We start from the raw sequence: 21,779 nt of genomic DNA on the forward strand, positions 1-21,779 counted from the left end.
TATTATTTTATAGTGTTATTCTATTATTTTTTCTGAAAAATAAATTTTTTAATAAAATCCTATTGACACTAGAATTTAAAATTTGGTATAGTTTGTTTGTGAATTAACAAACTATTATGTTAGCCTTCTTTTCTAAATTATAATAATCAAAACACAGAATGCTAATAATAAAGAAAGGGATTATTTATGACACATTCCATTAATAGATGGCAAGTCCTAATTGCCTCTACTGCTATTTTAGTTTGTACAGGTGCGATCTATGCTTTCAGTGTTTTTGCTGGTCCTCTGAGTGCACAGACTGGTTGGACAATGCCTCAAATCATGTTAGCTTTTGCGATTAATTCTGCTATTGGGCCAATTCCCATGATTTTGGGTGGTTATCTTGTTGATAAAGGATTCGTTAAATGGACAATTGCCATTGGTGCCATTTTATTTGCTTTAGGTTTCTTTCTTACTGGCTTAGTAACCACACCGGCAATGCTTTATTTAACGTACGGCTTAATGGCTGGTCTTGGACAAGGATTTGCCTATTCAGGAGCACTTAGTAATACTTTAAGACTTTTCCCAGATAAACGTGGTTTGGCGTCTGGTGTTCTTACTGCTGGTATGGGATTTGCTTCAGTTATTGCATCTCCAATCGCTAGTCATCTGATTGAAGCTCATAATGCTAAGTTTGCTTTTAGATTAATAGGACTCGTTTATCTAGTGGTTGTTGTCATTGCTAGCTTACTCATAAAACCTGCCCCAGCTGGTTATAAGCCTAAAGGTTGGAATCCACCAACACAATCTCGACAAGGAGCAATCAATAAAACTTGGACTGAAATGCTTAAAACACCTATCTTTTATGTCATCATTTCCATGTTCTTTATTGGTGCTTTTTCAGGACTCATGATTGCTTCTCAAGCTTCACCAATTGGACAAAGCATGTTTGGTTTATCTGTTGGAACAGCTGCTCTCTATGTTAGTCTTTATTCTATTTCTAATTCAAGTGGTCGTTTTATATGGGGGACTGTTTCAGATAAAATTGGTAGAAGTAAAACTTTAATGATTATCTTTTCTGTGGTTACCGCTGCCTTACTTGTTTTAACAATTGTACCAGGTAAAATTGGATTCACAATTGGAATCATTGGGCTAGGAATCTGCTTTGGTGGTGTTATGGGTGTTTTTCCTTCAATTGTTATGGAAAATTATGGTCCCGCTAACCAAGGGGTTAACTATGGTATTGTTTTCTCAGGTTATTCACTAGCTGCATTCTTCGCACCACGCGTAGCTGTTCAAATGGCAAGTGCTAATAAAGGAGATTATAGCCATGCTTTCTACGTCGCTATTATTCTTGCCTTTATTGGTTTAGGTTTAAATATTTTATATCTAAAAATGCACAAAAAATAAATTTTAAAACCAAACTTCTGCTTGAAGTCTGGTTTTTTTATGACTATAATGACAATAAGCTACTTTAAAAGAAGGAGAAATAAGATGTCCGATAACCAAACATATATTAAAGATAAGGCATCTGAATTTCCTTTTACATACACTTATTCACATCTGTCTCCCGAGGATCCAGAAATCATGTATCATTGGCATCCAGAGCTAGAAATGATTTATATTGTTGAAGGTTCCGCAACTTTTTATATCAATAATCAACAATTTCATAGTCAAGCTGGCGATATTATACTTATCCAACCTACTTTTCTTCATGCAATAAAACCATTAAAAAGAACTAGTCAAATCAGTAAATCTTTTTCAATACATCTTGATCAGTTAGGAAGGGCTAATGTTGAAAACTTTAGTCAACGTTATCTCCAACCATTACACACTGGGCTTTTTTTATTAAGACCTCGGATACAAGAAGGAATGGCTGGTTATGATGCTATTAAAAGTTGTCTCTTAGAGATTTACAATCTTGTGAGTGAACAAACACTTTATTATGATATGATGTTAAAAGCCAAACTGCATGAATTATTGTATCTTCTATTCAAGAATAGACATGTCTATCGTCATTACTCTGATGATAATTATCAAAAATATGAAAAATTAAAAGAACTTATTTCCTATATTAATGATCACCTTGCTGATTCACTAACTATTGAAGGACTTGCTGATTATTTTGGCTACAGCCGAAATCAGTTTATGTTGATTTTTAAAAAACATACTGGGCAAACTTGTTTTGATTTCATTCAGCAAACAAGATTAAATAAAGCCTGTGAATACTTAATTCAAACGGATTTAGCAATTGCTGAGGTAGCAAGGAAAACTGGCTTTAATAACTTATCTAATTTTAACCGTCAATTTCAAAAACATCTCAATCAAACACCTTTACATTTTCGAAAATCACAAGGAAAATAATGGTTTAAGGTTCAATTAAGTCTCTTTTCCTATACTATAGTCATCCTAAAAAACTTTTCTTTTTCATAAATCTCTCAAAACAGCCAAGATAAAATCTTGGCTGTTTTTTTTAGTCTTGTTCTAAATAATCAATATCTTCTTGACTCAATGCTATTTCTAATGCCTTAACTGTATCTGAGATACGACCAACTTTGGTTGTTCCAACCAATACCACATCAATCGGTTTTTTTGACAGTTCCCAAGCAATCAAGACATCTGCTTTCGAACACTGGTATTTTTGTGCAATACTATCTATTTTATTATTCATCTTTTTATCTTTATCAGACAAAGATTGTGTTTTAGACCGTTCTGTCTTTTCATTTTCTTTTCTCGTTAATCTACCACCAGAAAGGACTTTATAAGCCGTTAATGAAACTCCCATGTCATCTAACATCGGAAATAGCTCTCTTTCATCTAATCGTTCAAAAATATTATGAGTATTTTGAAGTGAGATAAAGCCTGCCCAACCATTTTTGGCAGCAGCATATTGGTATTTGGCAAATTGCCAAGCTCTCATATTTGAAGCACCGATGTATCTGATTTTTCCCATCTTAATCAAATCATTCAGAGCTTCCATTGTTTCTTCAATAGGTGTCGACATATCAGGATGATGGATAATATATAAATCAATATAGTCTGTTCCTAGTCTTTTTAATGATTTTTCAACTTCTGTAAAGATGAGTTTTCGTGAAAGTCCAACTGTATTTGGCTTAGGATTGGAGTCCATATTTGCACCACATTTTGTCGCAATCACAACATCCTCGCGCTTACTATACTTCTTTAAGGCTTTTCCTAATATTTCTTCAGACTCCCCATTAGAATATATATTTGCAGTATCAAAGAAATTGATACCTTGATCTAAACATTCCTTCACGATAGCTTCTGCATTTTCATAACCAATTGTCCAAGGAAACAGTTTTCCCGGTGTTCCAAATCCCATTGTACCCAAGCAAATTTGTGACACTTTTAAACCACTATGGCCAAGATTAATATACTTCATATGCTACCTCCAAAAATGATATTTCACAAAAATTATAACACAAAATCTTTTTGACTAAAGAAAATTAAAAAGACATCTTTTGAAAAATGTCTTTTTTGTCATTTAGAGATTATTCTTCTGTTCCTAGTAAGTTTTTACCAACAAGTGCTGCAAGTATTCCTCCAATAATAGGAGCAAAAATAAATACCCAAAGTTGACTAAGTGCTTTTCCACCAACAAATAAAGCTGGTGCTAAACTACGTGCTGGATTAACAGAAAGTCCTGTAATATTTAACCCTACTAAAATCATTGCTGATAAAGTTAATCCAATAATAAGACCTGCAAGTTTGGCATTTCCTTTAGTTTCAGATGTGACTGTTACAATGACTAAAATAAAGATAAAACTAGCAATCAACTCAAAAAGAAATGCGCCTGCTGCATTAACTGTTGAAAAGGCATTCTCACCAAGACTACTTGTTGATAGACCAGCATTTTTGGCTAGGAAAAAGAGTGAAGCTGAAGCTAAGATAGCACCAACTACTTGAGCAATGATATAATTTAGCAATTCTTTAGCATCCATACGTTTGTTGACATACATAGCTACTGAAACTGCTGGATTTAAATGAGCACCTGAAATAGTCCCAATTGAGTAAGCTGCTGCAACAATTGCCAAACCAAAAGCAAGTGCTATCCCTAGCTGACCAAGACCTTTTGTTCCGTTTCCAAAAACGACTGACCCCGTCCCAACAAAGACAAGGATAAAAGTACCGATCAATTCGGCTGTGAATTTTTTCATGATTATTCCTCCATTGATTAACAGTCTAACCCCTTTTCAAGAAAATTTCAAAATTTGTGTTTGTCTTCTATCCATAGAAAAGTCATTTTTTTCTAAAATGATTTTCAAAAAATGAGATTTTAAGTCTTTTTTAAGTCACTCTTTATATAGTATAAGCATCCTAAAACTTTTCTTTTTCATAAATCTCCCAAAAAAGCCAAGATAATCCTATCTTGGCTTTTTTATTTTTTCAAGCTTAACCTATACATGCTTGATACACCCAATGTCAGAATTGTCAAAACGGATATCAAAACGATATTCATAGCTATTGAGTGATTGGTTTGATTTTGACTTGAATAATATGATAATCGAAACCACAAATTTAGAACTGAAATAAAAACTTGACTGATCAAAATATATTTGAGTTTTTTTTAATGCGGAGATTTTATAGAGAGAATAAGTGCTATTAGAGAACTAATGATTGGTAAGAGCAATCCTAGCAGGAAAAAAGGTAAACTAAAAACAATTAATCCCAAACTATTATCGCCTTGGTAATGATCTGAAAAGAAGGAAAGGCAATAGCCCCACAATAATAAAACAAGTGTTAAACCTTGAATATTATTTGACCATTGATGTATGAATCTGACTATTTTCAATTTTTTCTCCTTTACTGTCTTTGTATTATAAAGGCAGATGACTACTTTGATAGAGTTGACGCAATAAATTAATTAATACTTTAATACTTGGTGTGTGATTATCCTCATGTGTCACTAAAACATAGTTAAACACTTCTGGACAATCAAAAGGAATCCAAGCAAACTGCTCTGAATGGTCATTTAAATAGCCTGGAGATAAACAAATAGCTTTGCCACTTTCAACTTGAATTAAGGTAAAATCATGTGTCGGACTATTATAGTAATGAATGGGAACATTGGCTATAACCCTTTGTTGGACCTGTCGTAAGGTCTGTGATGAACCACCATTGACTAATAAGGTTCTCTCTGCTAAATCCTGCATTTTTATTAGCTTTTTTTGAGCTAATTTATCTGTCTTCTGACACAATAAATAAATGTAACTCATATATAGAGGATGAATCCGTACACTAGACAATTTTTCAGCTTCCTCTTTTGGTAATAAGATCATATCTAATTCTTTTTTGAGAAAGGCATTGACGTAATCGTTTTGCGGTTGGATTTCTGGAACAATCTGAACAGTTGGTTGTTTTTCTTCAAATAAAGCTATTGCTTTTGGCAAATAAAATAAGGTTGATCTCGCCGGAAAGCCAATTTTTATGGAATTGCTATATTGTTGTCCCATATTTTGAGCCTGTTCAATGGAGAACTGCAGTTCTTTTGAAATACGCTGTATAGAAACTATCAGTTCTTCTCCTGCTGGTGTGAGACGGATACTCTTACCTATACGCTCAAATATCAAAAAACCAATTTCTTCTTCAATCACCTTGATTTGGTATGAGAGTGAAGGTTGCGAAATATAAAGATTTTCAGCAGCTCGACTAAGATTTAAAGTTTTTGCTGTCTCAATCAAATAAGTCATTTGTTTAGTGTTCATCACGACTCCTTATAAAATTATTTGATTAATAATAAAAAATAAATATTGGATATTTTTATTATAAAATTTTATACTATCTTTATCAATTAAAAAAGAGGTAATTTTGGTGACAGATAAAGAAGAATTAATAAAAATCTATCGACAAATTAACCAAGCTATGGTTGATCACGATACAAAGTTTCTTAGACAATTACTCAAACCAGAAACATTTCTGATACATATGACAGGTTACCAACAAGATGTCACAGAATGGTTATCACAGATTGAATCTCAAGAGATGAACTATTATTCATGGTAAGAAAAAACAATCAAATCTATTTATGTTCATGGAAATCAAGCATCTCTTATTGGCCAAAGTTTTGTTACTGCAAGTATTTGGGGAAGTCCTATTAGCGTTTGGCCATTACAGATTCAGATGTTTTTTGAGAAAAATGATAATCATAGTTGGCAAATTGTCAAACAAGTTGCAAGTACGTTTTAAAGATCGTGCAAATATTATCAAGGAGAAAAAAGATGACAAAAATAAAAATTATCGGTGCAACGGGTTCTCTAGGAAAAGCTAGCACAAAAGCTTTACTTGAACAGACAGATGCAGACCTAGTTCTTTTTTCAAGAACTGCCAATCAGTTAACTGAAAACAAGAGAACCACTAGAATTGCTGCAAGTGTATTGAATCAAGAAGCACTCGAAACTGCTCTTGATGGTGCGGATATGGCTTTTGTTGCACTATCTGGAGACTTACCCACTTATATTACTGCAGTTATTAAAGCTATGATATTTGTAGGGACAAAACGGATTATTTTCATTTCATCTTATGGAATTTATGGTGAATTACCAGGTCAAAACGGTCGTGTCTCAAGTCTATTAAGACCCTACCGTCAAGCTGTTGACATATTGGAAGAATCTGATTTAGATTACACCATTTTAAGACCAGGATGGTTTGATAATAGCGATGATCTTTCTTATCATTTAATCCCAAAGGGTGAAGTCATAGAAGGAAACCAGATTTCTCGACAAGCAATTGCAGCATTAGTGACTGAAATCGCTAAAAATAGCCAATTATATTGCAATCAAAATCTAGGAATTGTTAGATATTAGGAGGAAATAATCATGACAAAAGATGTTTTATTAGTTACTGGAGCAGGTCAAATCTCATTAGCAATCACTAGACGGATTGGCTATGGTAAAAAAATTCTACTAGGGGATAAATCTCTTGAAAATGCACAAAAACTAGCAAAGGTATTAACTGAAGCAGGATTTGACGTTGAAACTATTGAAATGGATTTATCATCACGTGACTCTATCAAAGGCATGATAGCAAGAGCACAAAGTTTTGGGCCAATAAAATATTTGATTAATGGGGCGGGTGTTTCGTCCTCACAAGCATCCATTGAAACAATATTACAAGTTGATCTCTATGGAACAGCAGTCTTACTAGAAGAAGTCGGAAAAGTAATTGAAAAAGGTGGTGCCGGTGTTACTATTTCTAGTCAATCAGGATTTCGTATGCCAGCCCTAACAGCAGTACAAGATGAACAATTGGCACTCACACCAACAGAAGACCTCTTAAAACTTGATTTTTTACAAGTTCAAAACATATCCGACAGTCTTCATGCCTATCAGCTCGCCAAAAGAGCTAATGAAAAACGGACAATGGCTCAAGCTGTAAGTTTGGGCAAACGAGGTGCTCGTATCAATGACATCGCGCCAGGAATCATTGTCACACCATTAGCATTAGACGAATTTAATGGACCACGGGGTGATTTCTACAAAGATATGTTTGCCAAATCTCCCGCTGGTCGTCCTGGTACTGCAGATGAAGTCGCAGATTTGACTGAATGAATGATCGTGCTCAGTTTATTACTGGGTCAACGTTCCTTATCGATGGAGGTGCAACCGCTACTTATTTTTATGGAGATAAATAAACAATAAAAATAAAAAAGTCCTTAATCAGGACTTTTTTGTTATTCAGCTACCAGTAGCATTGACTTGATTGTCTTGCGATCACGCATATCTTCGTAAGCTTTATTAACCTCATCTAGGCTGTAAGTATCTGTAAAGATTCTACCTGGGTTAATGTCACCATCGAGAACTGCTTTTAATAAAAATGATTTGTCATAAGTTGTCACAGAAGCTGATCCACCACCAACAATAATGTTTTGTGCAAAAGTTGAACCCAAAGCACGATCTTGATAATGAGGAACACCAACGAATCCAATACGGCCACCATTATGAAGCACACCCAAAGCTTGCTCAATAGCAGCTTCAGTACCAACACATTCTAATGCCGCATCAGCTCCACCACCAAGAATTTCCCTTACCTTGGCAATTCCTTCTTCACCACGTTCGGCAACTACTGCTGTTGCACCAGATTCAAGAGCCATTTCTTGTCTATCTTTATGACGACTCATCAATACAATTTGTGAAGCACCTCTCATTTTAGCAGCAATAACTGCACATTGTCCAACGGCACCATCACCAATAACAACGACCTTATCTCCTGGTTTTACATCAGCCACACGTGCTGCATGATAACCAGTTGGCATGACGTCTGCAAGTGATAGCAATGATTTAATCATTCCTTCTGTATAATCTGAAGGTTGTCCTGGAATTTTAATCAGAGCCCAATTTCCATAGTGAAAACGGATATATTCAGATTGAAAGCCCATTGACCAATTTGAATAACCTGGATGATTATCACAAGTTCCATCAAACCCAGCTCGACAAGCATCACAATAACCACAACCATGTGTGAAAGGTACAATGACAAAGTCTCCAGGTTTTACCGTTGTAATAGAATCCCCAATTGCTTCAACAATGCCTAACGCTTCATGGCCACTATTTTCAGAGTGACTTTCTTTATCATCCCCATGAGAATAAGACCAGAGATCTGAACCACATACACAGGCTCTGACAACCTTAATAATAACATCATCGCTAGCTTGAATGCTAGGTTTTTCGACTTCTTCTACCAACATAGAGCCAGCTTTTTCAAAAACAGCAGTTTTCATAGTAATCCCTCACTTTCTTTTTCTATTTCAGCCTTTTATATTCTAATTTTCAATCTTTTATAATCTTTTATAGAAAGCTATGGATAAGCCAATATGCTATAATGAAAGTCACCAGATAGGAGGAATTCATGAAAATTGCGATTATTGGTTATAGTGGTTCTGGTAAGTCTACTTTAGCTAGACATTTAGGACAATACTATGATTGCCAGCCTATCCACCTTGATAAACTTCATTTTTCATCAGGTTGGCATGAGCGAAACAACCAAGAAATGTCAAATGACTTAAGTCCCATCCTTCAAAAAGAACAGTGGAACATTGAAGGGAACTATAATCAATGCCTTTATGAAGAACGAATGATGCTAGCAGATCGTATTATCTTTCTAAATGGACAGCGATTTTATTGTTTGTGGAGAGTTTTTAAGCGATATCTCGCCTTTCATAACAAAACACGACCTGATATGGCAGACAATTGTCCTGAACGATTTGATTTGAATTTTATCAAATGGATACTTTGGGATGGAAGGACAATGAAAAGGAAAAAGAACTATCTCAGTGTTAAACATCAGTACCCACAAAAATTGATAACTCTAAAGAATCAAAAAGAAATTGATTTATTTCTCAAAACGATAACACAAAAAGACAATCATTACTGATTGTCTTTTTGGTTTTCTTCTAAAAATTGTGGTAATAATCTAGCAATTTCTTCTTTAGTTTTATCAAAGTGAGCTTCATTATCTAAACCTAGATCAGTTCCTTCAAATCTAGCAATATAATAATTATCAAATCCCATGATTGTTTCAAACATCTCTTTTAAATAAAAATGTGAAAACTCAAGAGGTGCATAACGAACATCACTAGAATAAACCGAACCACTAGACTGCAGATAAAGAATTTTATAATCATCGGTCATAAGACCTTCTGAACCAGTTTCAGTATAACGGTATACCTCACGGGCTACCATAACATTATCAAGATAATCTTTAAGACGACCTGTAACATTAAAATTATGCAATGGAGAAGAAATAATGATTCTATGGTGCTCTTTAAACTGTTCTAATAAGACTTTTGACCGTTTACTTCTGGCACGTTCATCTGGATTTAGTTCTATTCCAGAAGCCAATTTACGATAAATGGTAAAAGTTGTTTCATCAATCTCTGGTATATCTTCTTGATACAGATTCAAAGTAGTTATTTCTACTTGAGGGTAATCCTTTTCAAGCATTTCTCTTGTAAAATCTTCCATCCGTGTTGAATAATGTCCGCGATTGTCAACATCTGGATGAGCGTTAATAATCAAAATCTTGTGCATAACTCTCTCCTATATTTGTTCTTTTAAAAATATAACATAAAGGCTTTTATATAGGGTCCAATTTGCTTGAAATAAGTAGTGAAATAGCAATTTCTTATTATTTTAAAACCAGAAATTCTTTAACATCTTATCATTTCAGAAAAACTAAAAAGACCTATTTCTAGGTCTTTTAGCTAATAGATAATCATTATTCATTATCTTTTTTCTTTTTTGGTAACGCAATACCTACAGCTGACATTATGGCAATTGCAGCTAGACTGAAGAAAGGTAGCGTTTCAGCTTCACCTGTAGAAGGTAAAGTCTTATCTTGAACTGCTGTTTTATCAGTCGTTGTTTCAGATTTATGATTGGCATTAATAGCTAGTTGTGCAACTGTAATATCACTTTCCGTACTTGCAACAGGCTTATGTGTATCCGCTTGTGTTGGGTTAGCTGTTACAGTTACCTTAACTGGAACTTCATCTGTAGAACCGTCTGGGTAAGTAATAGTTACAGGAATAGTATAATCTCCAGTCGGTGCATCTGGATTAGGTTGCACAGTTACTGTACCGTCTGGATTTACAGTGACTGTACCCGGGAAAGTTCCTGTTGAGCCATCTGGAAGAGTTACGTCTCCACCAGGAGTATAAGTGACATCATCAGGTAGTGATGAACCATCTTTGTCAGTTGGTGCATCTACTGTTACAGTATCACCCTGCTTAACAGTTGTATCTGCTGGATATGATGGTACAAAATCTACTTTACGAAGTATAAAGCCAACACCAATTGGTCCAGTTGTTACATTGATTGTTTTAACTACAGTTGAAGGTGTATACTGCTTATCTGCTAAGAAGGCACTCGCATCTGCATTAGCCTTTGTTTGAGCATCATCATAAACCACTCTATATTGACCCTGTGGCAAGTCTAACAAAGCTACTCCATCTGTTCCTAAGTTAAATGTATAAGTTTTTGTAGGATCTTCAACACTCGTAGCAACTGCGACAGCACCTGGAACACGAACCCATTTCCCATTTTCTGGTCCATAGTTTACAGTTACAGTTACTTTTTGAGTAATAGCTGGTGAATCAGCAATTACTTTGACTGTTACTGGGACTTCCTCACTTGAGCCATCTGGGTATTTCACGACCACTGTAGCAGCTTTATCTCCTCCTGTTGATGTATCTACTGGTGACTCGTATTCAAATGTGGTACCAGTTGGAAGATCTGATACATTACCAATAGAATCTTCAGCTTTTGGTGTATCTCCTACATTAACAGTTTGATCCTTGCCTACTGGGCTATTCGTGTCAGCCTGAGTTGGGTCAGCTGTTACTGTAACCGTTACTGGGACTTCCTCACTTGAGCCATCTGGGTATTTTACAACAACTATAGACGCTTTATCTCCTGCTGTTGATGTATCTACTGGTGTTTTATAGGTGAATGTGGTTCCATCAGGTAGATCTGATACATTACCAATTGACTTCGCTGCATCAGGTGTATCACCAACTTTAACAGTTTGGTTTGTTGCTGTTGGATCAAATGTGTCTGCTGCAGACTTAACAGTGACTGTCACATTAATTGTATCTGTGGAACCATCTGGATAAGTTACTGTGACTGGGACCTCAAAGGTTCCAGAAGTTTTTCCATCTGGCAATTTGCTTGTATCTGTAACAGTTATTACTGGCTGATCTCCAGTTGTTGGGAAATTTGGTACAGAAACTTTACTGATGACTTCATCTGCCGTTGTTGCAGTTATTGTTGACTCACTTGTCGGAACATTAGTTGTCGAACCTGAATCTGTTGTTGAAACAATTCCAAGATCATTAGTATTATTTACTGTTGTTGTATCTGCTAATACAGAATGTGTACTGAACCCTAAAAATGTCAATCCAACTAAGACTGACGCAGCTCCAAATTTAAATTTTTTGATGGAGAAACGTTGCTTAGAAGATGACAAATCATTCTTTGAATTTTGATAAAACATCCAAAAAATTCCCACTTTCATTAAATTGTATATATTTTAACATATCATACTAGATTAAAAATGAACATAATCCTAATTTTTGACCTTTTTCAGAATTTTTTTATGCTATAATTGTGAAAATTTTGTATGATTAGAATGGAAATAATATGAATCACTCTAAAACCGAAGAAAAGATTATTCTAGCATTTTGTAATCTTTTACTCATCAAAAAGTTTAAAGATATTAGTATAAAGGACATCATCACAGAAGCTGGGATAGCAAGAACAACCTTTTATAATTACTATGACTCAAAAAAAGAATTCACGGAAGAAGCCGTTAATTTTATTTTTGATGAAATCACATACATCTTAAATGCTGACCTAACCTTTCAATCCGAAGTGTTATTAGAAATGCTTACTTATTTACATCATAATAAAGAAATTACCTTAGTCTTCATCAATAAGATTCCAAATATTAAAGAGATCGTTCGTGAATATATCAAAACTCAAATATTAAATTCCAATATTCCAAACCTTGACACTCAATTAACTGATGCTTATGGTTTACCATTCAACTATTCCTTAAATATTTACATCGAAACAATTGAGAGTATAATTTTTAGCTGGATCAATAATAATTTTAAAGAAACTCCTGAACAGATTGTCAAATTCATCAACCATTCCGTAAGAATTTAAAAACCTATTAATCTAAAGATAGGTTTTTTTATATTTTAAATCAAATTTATTTCCATCAAAAATATTAAAATGTACAAAATATTAGTCTGAAACCTATTGTTTTAATAATAAAAGAGAATATAATTAGATTTGAGAGATTTTTTTAGAAAAAGAAAAGGAGAAAACGATGAGATTAAAAATAAATATTTTTTTAGTTTCTGTTTTAATGCTGCTTACAACACTAACAGGTCACACGATCAAAGCAGCAACAGTTACAAACTACTCGGCAACTGCCAACTTAACCTATAATGGAACGCCAATCAATGGGACTACTGGCGATGTTAATATCCCAACATATGCTCATTTGCAATATTCTTCTACTATTACTTTTCCTGACAGTCAAGCTATTAATAGTGGTGACACTTATAGTTTTGATATTCCAAAAGAGTTTCGTTTTCCTGGAGCGTTAGCTCCATTCAATATCGTTAACAAAGCTGGAACTATCATTGGTACTGCAACTGTTAATGCTTTATCAACACCAAATAACTTGACCGTTACGTTTAATGATTTTTACTCAAAAGTTAATGAAAATAAAAACATGACCTTAAGTTTTGATCTAATTGCAAATAACAATACATTAACAAACGGTGAAAAAGTTAATACTGTTATTCCAAATACAAATCAACCTGCCAGTTTTACATTTGGAAGCAACAAAAACGTCACTCCAGGTAGTGCTATTAACAATTATACTTTCAAATATTCCTATCATGACACAATCAATCAAGATGTGATTCACTGGGTTGTCATTGCAAATGCTATCCAAGATCCAATTGAAAATTTGGTAGTTACAGATACTTTAGGTAGCAACCAATACATGACAGCTGAAGATAAAGCTGGTTTACGTTTCAGGGAACTTGAAATTAAAGAAAATGATCCAATTGATTCTGAATCTGAAGCTAAAGGACGTACTATAACTGCTAGTCTTAGAGACCAAGTGGTTTATACGCCTACTGATAATTCAACGTCATTTACTTACGCTACTACAAATAATAATTTCACAACCATTAATGGTAAAGATTATGGTCATGCTTACTATATTACATACACGACACACATCAATCGTCAGCAAGCTGGCTCACAATCAAAATTTACAAATACTGTTAACCTTTCAGGGTCAAATCTAACGCAAAAAACACAAACAGCTAATTATACTGACGATAATGCAACTGGTACGGGTGATGCTATCTGCTCAAGTTACTTTAGAAACACAAAAACAAGTCAAAGGAGCCGACCTATAAGCAAATCAATTCGAATTTGGTCTTTACAATAGCACAGATTCGACAACACCTATTCAAACAACTACTAATGCAGCAGACGGTAAAGTAATCTTTAATCCCTTAACCTTTAATCAGGAAGGGACATATCATTACTTCATTAAAGAAATTATTCCAACTGCTGATCAACAACTTGAAGGTTACACTTATGACCAAGGTCAAGAAGATATTACCATCAATGTAACTAAAGATGATAATAATGTTTACAGTGCACAGGTAACCTATGGTGACAAACAAACTTTTGTTAATACTTACGAAAGTCCAAAAACAAATATCACCGTTTCAAAAGTTTGGGATGACCAAAATAACGCCGATAAGAGTCGTCCAGAGTCTGTTAAAGTTCAACTTTATGCAGATGGAAAAGCGACTCAAGATGTCATTACACTTTCCGAAAAAAATAACTGGACTTACACCTGGAAAGCACTTGAACAAAAAGCTAATGAACAAGTTATTTCATACACTGTTAAGGAAGTTGACGTCCCACAAGGTTATACTAGTCAAGTCTCTCAACTAGATAATGGTCAATTCACTATTACAAATAGTCATACACCAACGACCCCAGAAAAACCAAAAGAGGATACACCATCTACTCCAGATATGCCAAAAGATAATACTCCGAAAAAACCAAATACTCCAAGTAAACCAAGTAAAAAACCTAAAAAAGACACGCCTAAACCTAAATCAAAAGAAACTAAAAAGGCTATTTTTAAAGCAAGTCTTCCAAAAACTGGCGAAGCAAAACATAATTTCTTATTACTTTTAGGATTACTAATCATCGGAAGTCTTAGTTTTTATCTTATTCAACATAAGAAAAACTAGGTTTATATACTAAAAAAACCCAATGTCTGGGCTTTTTTTAGTTTTCTATCATTATCAAATAATATTGTAAGAGTTGTTTAGCACTCAAGCGTTTTCTTTGATGTAACCACCATTTGATTGTTTCAACAAAGGAAGAGATGGCAAATTGCTTTAAAAATTCTTCTGGGATGGTCTCATTTGAAAGGTAGTCTTGTCGAAGTTTTGGGTAAAAATCATGTTCTAATTCCTTTTTAAACCGAAGTAAAAAATAGGGATCATCGGATAATAGTAAAGTCGCAATACTATCTTTATTTTGATCAAAATGATTTAAAATATGAATCAGATAATCTTCAAATGATATTGGCTCAACTTGCTTGAACAGATGATGAAATAAATCTTCACATAATTCCTTAAGTAGAACTTCTTTACTTTCATAATGAGCATAGAAAGTAGATCTTCCAATATTTGCAAGGTCAATAATATCACTCACTCTTATTTTAGAATAATCTTTTTCTTGTAAAAGGTTGATAAAGGCATTGTAAATAGCTGTATTGGTTTTTTGAATTTGTCTATCTTTTTCCATCGTGGACACTTTCTTAAAACTGTTCATTATTGAACAGGTGAACTGCTTTGTTTATAGTCATTTTTCAATATCTTTTAGATAATAGGATTAAAGAATCCATAACTACTATTAGTATACCAAAAGGAGAAAAGGATGACAGCAAGTAAAAAAGTGGCTATAGCATTTATTTTGAACTTTAGCTTTTCAATCATCGAATTTATTTTTGGAAACCTCTTTTTGTCAGGTGCAATCTTAGCAGATGCTGTTCATGATTTTGGTGATGCTATTGCTATTGGCATCTCTGCTATTTTAGAGAAAAAAGCAGCTCAAGGTGAAGATTCAAAATTTACATTAGGTTATAAGCGGTTTAGCCTTTTAGGAGCTATTATTACAAGTCTCATCCTGATTAGCGGTTCTACTTGGGTACTCATTGAAAATATACCAAGATTATGGCATCCAAATCCTGTGAATTATCAGGGAATGTTTCTTTTAGCTATTGTTGCCATTGTCATTAATGGCTTGGCTAGTTTTGTCATTCATTCAGGTCAGACAAAAAATGAGGAAATCTTAAGTTTACATTTTTTAGAAGACATTCTTGGTTGGTTAGTTATTATTATCTTAGCTATTATTTTAAACTGGAAATCTTGGTATATCCTTGACCCTATCCTATCCATTGCTATTTCTTTATTCATTTTTACAAAAGCTATTCCAAAATGTTGGTCTAATCTAACCATTTTCTTAGACGGTGTTCCTGAAACAATCGACTATCATTCTTTGTATCAAACACTAGCCAACCTTCCTCAAATAGATTCCATCAATCAACTTAATATTTGGTCTATGGACGGATTTGATAATCGAGCAACCATACATTGTTGTCTAAACAGCTACTGTTCTGAAGCTGATTGTAAAGAGGCAATCCGTCAAGTTTGTAAAGATTTTCAAATTCATTCCGTCACAGTTGAAATTGACCAATCTCTCTCTCAACATCAAAAGCATTGTCAAACCTAAAAAACAAGGAGCAATTTCTTTGTTTTTTTATTATTTATTAACAACCAAATCCATTTTTTCAATTTAAAAGTTGATGATAAACCGACTTCTCCATGATTAATACTAAGACTCAATACAAATTCTACTAATAATTAATTGTAGATGATGACAGCTGATAGTTGTTGTTTTGGGATACTGACTTTTTCAACTGAAAATTCCGTCATACTAATTCCAAGATATCATTTGAGTTAAACTTTCACTCTAGTCTTTTGCTAAGACCTCAATAAACAAGACTTCATTTGGAAATGCTTGAAGACTTTCCACCGATATCTTTAATTTAGAGTGAACATAGCCACCACCTACAATAATTTCTGATTGTTCTTGTACTGATTTATCTACTAGGATAGGCCAATCTTTTGGTAAACCCACAGGTGTGATACTACCAAACTCCATAGTCGTTTTTTCCAAAACTTCTTTAAGGTTAGCAAAGGACACTTTACTGGCATTTAAGGGTCTTTTTAGAGTTGCATTCATATTAATGCGCTTTTCACGAGGGACCAGAACAGCAGCTAGTTGCTTGTTTTTTTGTCTTTTTGCTTCTACTACTAGACAATTATATTCCATTTCAATTGGAACATTATAAGCTTGACTTAATGCTTTGCCATCTGCAAATTGTGGATCGATCTCAGCAACTTTAATCTGATTGGCCTTCTCTAACGAGCCAATAAATTTTGAGACGGTACTAGGTAACAAACTATCATTTTCTTTGATAGGACGGAAAAACAAATCCATAGGAAACTCCTTATCTTTTATTACGTCAAAATTAATCTTAATAATGCCATAGCAACAATTCCTGTTAATACAGTGTAAAAAAGGTTACGATAGCGTATTGTCACAAATAAAGTTGGCACCCCAGCTAGTAAATCCAACCATTTCAAACTTGGAAGTGTCCCTATTTTAACTGTAAAAAAACTTGAAAAAGTCAAGGCAAATAAAATAGATACTGGTAGAAATTTCAAGAAAGATAAAACACTGTCAGGTAATCCTTTATATTTTACAAAAATAAAAGGTAAAACCCTTGGAACCCACGAGACAAGAAAACCTAAAAAAATGGCCATTAAGATATAGTTATTTACCATCAAACATTACTCCTACACTACAACCAATCAAAGTCGCAACCAAAACAGATAAAGCACCAGATAAAAAGATTGACAATAGGTAATAACTTAATCCTACTGCGACCAAAATAGAGACTATTAATTTCTTTTCTTCAGATAACATAGCTATTAGTTGAAAAACAAATAAGCCAATAAACATTGCCACTAATGCAAAATCTAAACCAAAGACTTCAGGATTTGGAACAGCATTCCCAAGTAAGGTCCCAACCATAGTAGAAATAACCCATGTTAGGTAACTCATGACATTGTTGCCATGCATCCATTTAGCTGAAACATTCCTATTTTCAAGAGCTTCCCCCAATAAGACACCATAACTTTCATCAGTAATTAAAGTTCCAATTCCAATATTATTGACTAGGCTGGTTTTTTTAAAAATCGTTGTTGCATGTAGACTCATGAGCATATTTCTTAAATTGACAAGAAAAACGGTCAAAGTAACAGTTACTAAGTTTGCATGCGTCAGCAACAAAGCACACATCGCAAATTGGGCAGAGCCACCGTAAACCAGTGCACTCATTAATCCAACCTCAATCACAGACAAATCTGATGCTGATGCAACGATACCAAAAGCTAATCCAATGGAAACATAGCCCATCGCCGTTGGGAGAGCTGCTTTAACACCATCTTGAAATCCCTTTTCAGTCATAATTCCTCCAGAATTTTCTGTATATTCAGTAATTATAACACAAATAAATAAGCCTTTACAGACCTGTTTTTGTAAAATTTTTTTATTTTTTACTTGACATGGAACGCGTTCCATCATTTACACTTAAGTTAAATCATAATTAGGAGGCACTTGTCATGAAAACAAAACACATATTTCTTGATATGGATGGCACCTTATTAAATACCAAAGGAAGAATTTCAGCTGATAACGCACAATTGATAAGGAAGGCCAATATTCCTTTAACTTTGGTATCTGCACGTGCACCAATTGAAATGAAAGAAGCTATTGACGCTCTTAATCTGGATGGTTTGCAGGTTGGTTTTAATGGCGGACTTGTTTATCAATACAAGGACAATCAAGTTCACGTCATTAGAGAGTTACCTCTTGAAATTGCGGATACTGAACAATTACTAAACTACATCAATCAGTATTTTCCACATATTAGCCAGTCCTATTACACTAAAGACCAATGGTTAACCTACAAGATGGATGCGGGAATCGACTATGAAAGTCAACTAACTTTACAAGAACCTACTTTAATTGGTGAAGATCTTTATTTAAAACCTCAAAAAGGTGTCTTTAAAATAATGCTCATTGTGTTTGAGCCAGAAAAAATGGCATTTTTAAAAGAAAGTTTATTGGCTCTTGATTTACCAAATGTGTCTATTCAGCAATCTGGTTCTTATTACTTAGAAATAACACACAGAGAAGCTAAAAAATCAAATGGTATTGATTTTATTGTTGATTTAGAAAACCTTCCTTTCGAAAGTTTAGCTGCCTTCGGTGATGGGAATAATGATATTCCAATGTTTGAACGTGTTGCAACCCCAATTGCTATGCAAAATGCACCTGAAGAAATTCGTGTCCAAGCAAAACACGTCACCAAAACAAATGATGAAAATGGTGTAGGTCATGGCATACACGACTTTTTGTTAACATAATGCTTCAAACATGCTATAGTAGAAAAAAGGAGTCATTATGGTATCTATCAGAGAAATTGCAAAACTAACTGGATACTCCCCTTCTACTATATCACGTTATATTAATCAATCGGGATACGTCTCTAAAGAGGCTGCTGAAATGATTCAAAAGGTGATTTCTGAAAAGCACTATTACCCAAATCAATCTGCAATTGATTTAAGTAGTGGTCACACGCGCAAAATAGGGGTTGTTGTTCCACATACAAAACATTATTACTTTACTGAAATAATACGCGGTATGATTGAGATGGCTTTATCTAGTCAATATCAATTAGTTATTCTTCCTTCTGACTATGATGTCGATAAAGAATTAGCTTATCTTGATCAACTCCGTTCAAAAGCCTTAGAAGCTATTGTTTTCACATCAAGAGCTATTAGTTTAGAAACCATAGAATCTTATCAGCCATATGGTCAGATTGTTTGTCTTGAAAAAACAGATAAACCAAATCTATCGTCTGTTTACATTAATCGCTACACAGGTTATCTAGGGTTATTTTCTTACTTAAAAACAAAACCAATCAAAAGAATGGCACTATTCTTCACAAGAAATGATGAAATCAGTGAGACTTATAGAGAAACAATGTCGTATTGTCAAAATCTCCTTCCGAGCGTTTCTTGTCACACTTTTGGACACCTTTCTCAATATGAAGATGCAACAATTGCTTTTAATTATTTAAATCTGGAGGAACCTTTTGATTGTGTCTTATCTAATAGTGATGATTTGGCTGCTGGATTACTGGAAATTTATTCAGAAAAGGGACTAACCACCCCTTTGATTGTTAGCCAGGAGGCACAATTATCTGGAAAACTTCAAAAAATTCCAAGTATTAAGAACCAAACTTATCGTCTTGGTATGAAAGCATTTAAAGCTGCTATTTCTAAAGATGTTAAAACACAATCCTTATCTTCAACCTTTTTAGAGAAACGTTAAACGTCTGTATTAAGTCAAAATACAGACGTTTTTATTTATTTGAAACATTGATTAATCGCTCTTGAAAGTCCATTATGATTATTATCACTGGTAATCCAATCTGAAGCTAATTTCACGTCTTCTGGAGCATTCCCCATAGCAACTCCAACTCCTGCTAATTGAATCATCAGGATATCATTATAATTATCACCAATAGCCATGGTTTCTTCAATTGGAACATGATAGTAGGCAGCTATCTCTTTCAAAGCATTTTCTTTTGAAACTGAGTTTGTTGTTATCTCCAAATAATTATCTTTTGATAAATAGCACGAAAAATCTTCAAATGACATAGCCTTCAAAGTGAGTAATAATTCATTTATTTCCTTAGCATCAGAAATAAGAAGCAACTTATGAACCTGAGTCATTGGTTCAGCCAAAAAAGTCTTGAAATCAGTTTTTGTAGGCTTTTGCTTTGTAATGTCAGCTTCTTGCTGAACCCAATAATCATCTTTTTCAATTAGCCATTCATCATGACTATAAAGACTAACAGAGACATCCGGGAATTGTGATTCTATCTTTTCAAGTAATACATAAATGTCATTTTTTATCAGAGCGTGTTGACTCAAAATATCATAAGCTTTATCATTTTTCTTAATAATTAAGGCACCATTGTAACACACAATTGGGTTGTCCTTTAGTCCAAGCTCTTCAACAATAGGGAACATCCCTTTTGGGGAGCGTGCAGATGCCAAGACAAATGGATGCTTGGTTTGTGTTAAAGTTGCTTTTAGTTCTGAATCAATAGTATGCTCACTTGTTAGTAATGTACCATCAATATCACTTAATATTAAATTTACTGTAGACATCTGATTACCTCCTAATAAATCACTTTTAGAGTCGGGGCTAGTAATTGTTTAAATGCCTCATCAGGGGCTTGGTTAGTGACAAAATAATCAAAATTATTAATATTTCCTAATATATGATGTGATGTTTGATAACATTTTGATTTTTCTGCAACTAATATTTTGCATTTTGCATTTTGCATTACCTGTTTTTTTAGATAAGTATCAGACTCATCCTCATATGAGACCAAACCATCTTTTAATCCTGCAGCCCCAATAACCACAAAATCAAAACTCATTTTGGATAACACTTCAGCTTCAGAAAAACCAAAGTAAAAACGATTTTTGGAATAGAATTGTCCACCTAATAAGTGAAAATCTACCTCAGATCTATCTGCAAATAGTAAAGCATTATCTAGAGAGTGAGAGTAAATTGTCAACTTCTTATCTATTATTTGAGCTAATGCTAAAACTGTTGTTGACACATCAAAGAAACACAGTTTATCTGGTGTTAGTAATTGATTGGTTTGCTTTGCAATTTTAACTTTTTCAGAATTCGCTTTTGTCACTCTCTCTTTAAAAGATTCCATTGCTTGTAAGTCATGTTTTAATAGTATGCCACCATGTGTTCGTGTAGCAAGTTGTCTTTTTGCAAGAATTTCAAAGTCTCGCCGTATGGTATCTCTTGAAACATTGAATTGCGTCATCGCTTCTTTACTAGATAGTTTTTCAGATTGTCGCAATACTTGGAGCATTTTTTCTAGTCTTTCTTCTTGGTACATAATGTTCTCCTTTCTTTTATTTTATTATGATTTTTAATTGTTTTAAAGTAATATTCAATTATTTTGCTTATAAATACTTAAATAATAAAAAAAATAAA

Annotated in this window: 23 protein-coding genes and 1 pseudogene; 12 read left to right on the forward strand and 12 right to left on the reverse strand. The window is 33.9% G+C overall.

From position 1 onward, the window contains the following. Nucleotides 1-186 precede the first annotated feature (186 nt). Together STRUR_RS09735 and STRUR_RS09740 are read left to right on the forward strand one after the other, a co-directional pair. Nucleotides 187-1,389 (forward strand): L-lactate MFS transporter, encoded by a 1,203-nt coding sequence (locus tag STRUR_RS09735; protein ID WP_006738736.1) that lies wholly within the window; start codon nt 187-189, stop codon nt 1,387-1,389. Between the two features lie 84 nt (nt 1,390-1,473). Beyond that, entirely contained in the window at nt 1,474-2,343 is an 870-nt protein-coding gene (locus STRUR_RS09740; protein WP_006739220.1) for an AraC family transcriptional regulator, read from the forward strand. 109 nt (nt 2,344-2,452) lie between these two features. Here STRUR_RS09740 and STRUR_RS09745 read toward each other — a convergent pair whose 3' ends face one another. The 3 genes from STRUR_RS09745 to STRUR_RS09755 form a co-directional block, all read right to left on the reverse strand. Beyond that, nucleotides 2,453-3,382, reverse strand: coding sequence for an aldo/keto reductase (locus STRUR_RS09745; protein WP_006738466.1), 930 nt, complete (start codon nt 3,380-3,382; stop codon nt 2,453-2,455). A 109-nt stretch (nt 3,383-3,491) separates the two neighbouring features. Then, the gene (locus STRUR_RS09750) at nt 3,492-4,157 is read right to left on the reverse strand and encodes an MIP/aquaporin family protein (RefSeq protein WP_006739026.1); all 666 of its coding nucleotides are present in this window, start codon (nt 4,155-4,157) and stop codon (nt 3,492-3,494) included. Nucleotides 4,158-4,817: 660 nt separating this feature from the next. Then, on the reverse strand, nt 4,818-5,705 hold the full coding sequence (locus STRUR_RS09755) for a LysR family transcriptional regulator (RefSeq protein WP_006739882.1): 888 nt from the start codon (nt 5,703-5,705) through the stop codon (nt 4,818-4,820). Nucleotides 5,706-5,811: 106 nt separating this feature from the next. Here STRUR_RS09755 and STRUR_RS12060 point away from each other — a divergent pair, with 106 nt between their 5' ends. The 3 genes and pseudogenes from STRUR_RS12060 to STRUR_RS09770 all read left to right on the forward strand — a co-directional run bounded on the left by STRUR_RS12060 (nt 5,812) and on the right by STRUR_RS09770 (nt 7,630). Continuing rightward, complete coding sequence (locus tag STRUR_RS12060) at nt 5,812-6,003, forward strand: nuclear transport factor 2 family protein (protein ID WP_006740727.1); 192 nt, start codon at nt 5,812-5,814, stop codon at nt 6,001-6,003. Between the two features lie 215 nt (nt 6,004-6,218). Next, nucleotides 6,219-6,803: an NAD(P)H-binding protein gene (locus tag STRUR_RS09765; RefSeq protein ID WP_006740254.1), complete on the forward strand. Its 585-nt coding sequence runs from the start codon at nt 6,219-6,221 to the stop codon at nt 6,801-6,803. 12 nt (nt 6,804-6,815) lie between these two features. Beyond that, a pseudogene (locus tag STRUR_RS09770) lies at nt 6,816-7,630 on the forward strand (SDR family oxidoreductase). A gap of 39 nt (nt 7,631-7,669) precedes the next feature. Here STRUR_RS09770 and STRUR_RS09775 read toward each other — a convergent pair. Continuing rightward, nucleotides 7,670-8,716, reverse strand: coding sequence for a zinc-binding dehydrogenase (locus tag STRUR_RS09775; protein ID WP_006739037.1), 1,047 nt, complete (start codon nt 8,714-8,716; stop codon nt 7,670-7,672). 128 nt (nt 8,717-8,844) lie between these two features. On the opposite strand from STRUR_RS09775, the gene STRUR_RS09780 reads away from it, so the two are divergent. After that, a complete protein-coding gene (locus STRUR_RS09780; RefSeq protein ID WP_006740014.1) occupies nt 8,845-9,369 on the forward strand; it encodes a DNA topology modulation protein in 525 nt (174 codons plus the stop codon). On the opposite strand, the gene STRUR_RS09785 is transcribed toward STRUR_RS09780, so the two are convergent. Both STRUR_RS09785 and STRUR_RS09790 read right to left on the reverse strand, forming a co-directional pair. Further along, the gene (locus STRUR_RS09785) at nt 9,363-10,025 is read right to left on the reverse strand and encodes an FMN-dependent NADH-azoreductase (RefSeq protein ID WP_006739674.1); all 663 of its coding nucleotides are present in this window, start codon (nt 10,023-10,025) and stop codon (nt 9,363-9,365) included. The two genes, STRUR_RS09780 and STRUR_RS09785, sit on opposite strands and share 7 nt — an antisense overlap. A gap of 187 nt (nt 10,026-10,212) precedes the next feature. Then, nucleotides 10,213-11,988, reverse strand: a complete 1,776-nt coding sequence (locus tag STRUR_RS09790) for a Rib/alpha-like domain-containing protein (protein ID WP_006738895.1) — start codon at nt 11,986-11,988, stop codon at nt 10,213-10,215. Nucleotides 11,989-12,134: 146 nt separating this feature from the next. Here STRUR_RS09790 and STRUR_RS09795 point away from each other — a divergent pair, with 146 nt between their 5' ends. The 3 genes from STRUR_RS09795 to STRUR_RS12135 all read left to right on the forward strand — a co-directional run bounded on the left by STRUR_RS09795 (nt 12,135) and on the right by STRUR_RS12135 (nt 14,794). Further along, nucleotides 12,135-12,662, forward strand: coding sequence for a TetR/AcrR family transcriptional regulator (locus STRUR_RS09795; RefSeq protein WP_006739963.1), 528 nt, complete (start codon nt 12,135-12,137; stop codon nt 12,660-12,662). A 166-nt stretch (nt 12,663-12,828) separates the two neighbouring features. Continuing rightward, nucleotides 12,829-13,971: a collagen binding domain-containing protein gene (locus STRUR_RS09800; RefSeq protein WP_006739174.1), complete on the forward strand. Its 1,143-nt coding sequence runs from the start codon at nt 12,829-12,831 to the stop codon at nt 13,969-13,971. Between the two features lie 19 nt (nt 13,972-13,990). After that, entirely contained in the window at nt 13,991-14,794 is an 804-nt protein-coding gene (locus tag STRUR_RS12135) for a Cna B-type domain-containing protein (RefSeq protein WP_406874642.1), read from the forward strand. Between the two features lie 37 nt (nt 14,795-14,831). Here STRUR_RS12135 and STRUR_RS09815 read toward each other — a convergent pair whose 3' ends face one another. Beyond that, nucleotides 14,832-15,356 (reverse strand): TetR/AcrR family transcriptional regulator, encoded by a 525-nt coding sequence (locus tag STRUR_RS09815; protein ID WP_006740099.1) that lies wholly within the window; start codon nt 15,354-15,356, stop codon nt 14,832-14,834. Between the two features lie 132 nt (nt 15,357-15,488). Here STRUR_RS09815 and STRUR_RS09820 point away from each other — a divergent pair, with 132 nt between their 5' ends. Next, on the forward strand, nt 15,489-16,343 hold the full coding sequence (locus tag STRUR_RS09820; RefSeq protein ID WP_006739487.1) for a cation diffusion facilitator family transporter: 855 nt from the start codon (nt 15,489-15,491) through the stop codon (nt 16,341-16,343). A 240-nt stretch (nt 16,344-16,583) separates the two neighbouring features. Here the strand turns inward: STRUR_RS09820 and STRUR_RS09825 are convergent, their stop codons facing one another. Genes STRUR_RS09825 through STRUR_RS09835 form a run of 3 tightly spaced genes read right to left on the reverse strand, consistent with a single transcriptional unit; the run spans nt 16,584 to nt 18,146 of the window. Next, nucleotides 16,584-17,114 (reverse strand): YbaK/EbsC family protein, encoded by a 531-nt coding sequence (locus tag STRUR_RS09825; RefSeq protein WP_006739118.1) that lies wholly within the window; start codon nt 17,112-17,114, stop codon nt 16,584-16,586. 20 nt (nt 17,115-17,134) lie between these two features. Beyond that, the gene (locus STRUR_RS09830; protein ID WP_006738622.1) at nt 17,135-17,461 is read right to left on the reverse strand and encodes an AzlD domain-containing protein; all 327 of its coding nucleotides are present in this window, start codon (nt 17,459-17,461) and stop codon (nt 17,135-17,137) included. Next, nucleotides 17,451-18,146 (reverse strand): AzlC family ABC transporter permease, encoded by a 696-nt coding sequence (locus STRUR_RS09835; RefSeq protein WP_037595889.1) that lies wholly within the window; start codon nt 18,144-18,146, stop codon nt 17,451-17,453. The genes STRUR_RS09830 and STRUR_RS09835 overlap by 11 nt, the downstream gene beginning before the upstream one ends. Nucleotides 18,147-18,301: 155 nt before the next feature. Between STRUR_RS09835 and STRUR_RS09840 the strand changes: the two genes are divergently transcribed. Both STRUR_RS09840 and STRUR_RS09845 read left to right on the forward strand, forming a co-directional pair. Continuing rightward, complete coding sequence (locus STRUR_RS09840) at nt 18,302-19,108, forward strand: Cof-type HAD-IIB family hydrolase (RefSeq protein WP_006739542.1); 807 nt, start codon at nt 18,302-18,304, stop codon at nt 19,106-19,108. A 37-nt stretch (nt 19,109-19,145) separates the two neighbouring features. Continuing rightward, a complete protein-coding gene (locus STRUR_RS09845; protein ID WP_006739892.1) occupies nt 19,146-20,078 on the forward strand; it encodes a LacI family DNA-binding transcriptional regulator in 933 nt (310 codons plus the stop codon). Between the two features lie 35 nt (nt 20,079-20,113). On the opposite strand, the gene STRUR_RS09850 is transcribed toward STRUR_RS09845, so the two are convergent. Together STRUR_RS09850 and STRUR_RS09855 are read right to left on the reverse strand one after the other, a co-directional pair. Further along, nucleotides 20,114-20,923, reverse strand: coding sequence for a Cof-type HAD-IIB family hydrolase (locus STRUR_RS09850; RefSeq protein ID WP_006740086.1), 810 nt, complete (start codon nt 20,921-20,923; stop codon nt 20,114-20,116). An 11-nt stretch (nt 20,924-20,934) separates the two neighbouring features. Then, the gene (locus STRUR_RS09855; RefSeq protein ID WP_006739334.1) at nt 20,935-21,681 is read right to left on the reverse strand and encodes a DeoR/GlpR family DNA-binding transcription regulator; all 747 of its coding nucleotides are present in this window, start codon (nt 21,679-21,681) and stop codon (nt 20,935-20,937) included. Nucleotides 21,682-21,779: the final 98 nt, after the last annotated feature.

The sequence above is a fragment of the Streptococcus urinalis 2285-97 genome (assembly GCF_000188055.2).
GTDB classification, from domain to species: domain Bacteria; phylum Bacillota; class Bacilli; order Lactobacillales; family Streptococcaceae; genus Streptococcus; species Streptococcus urinalis.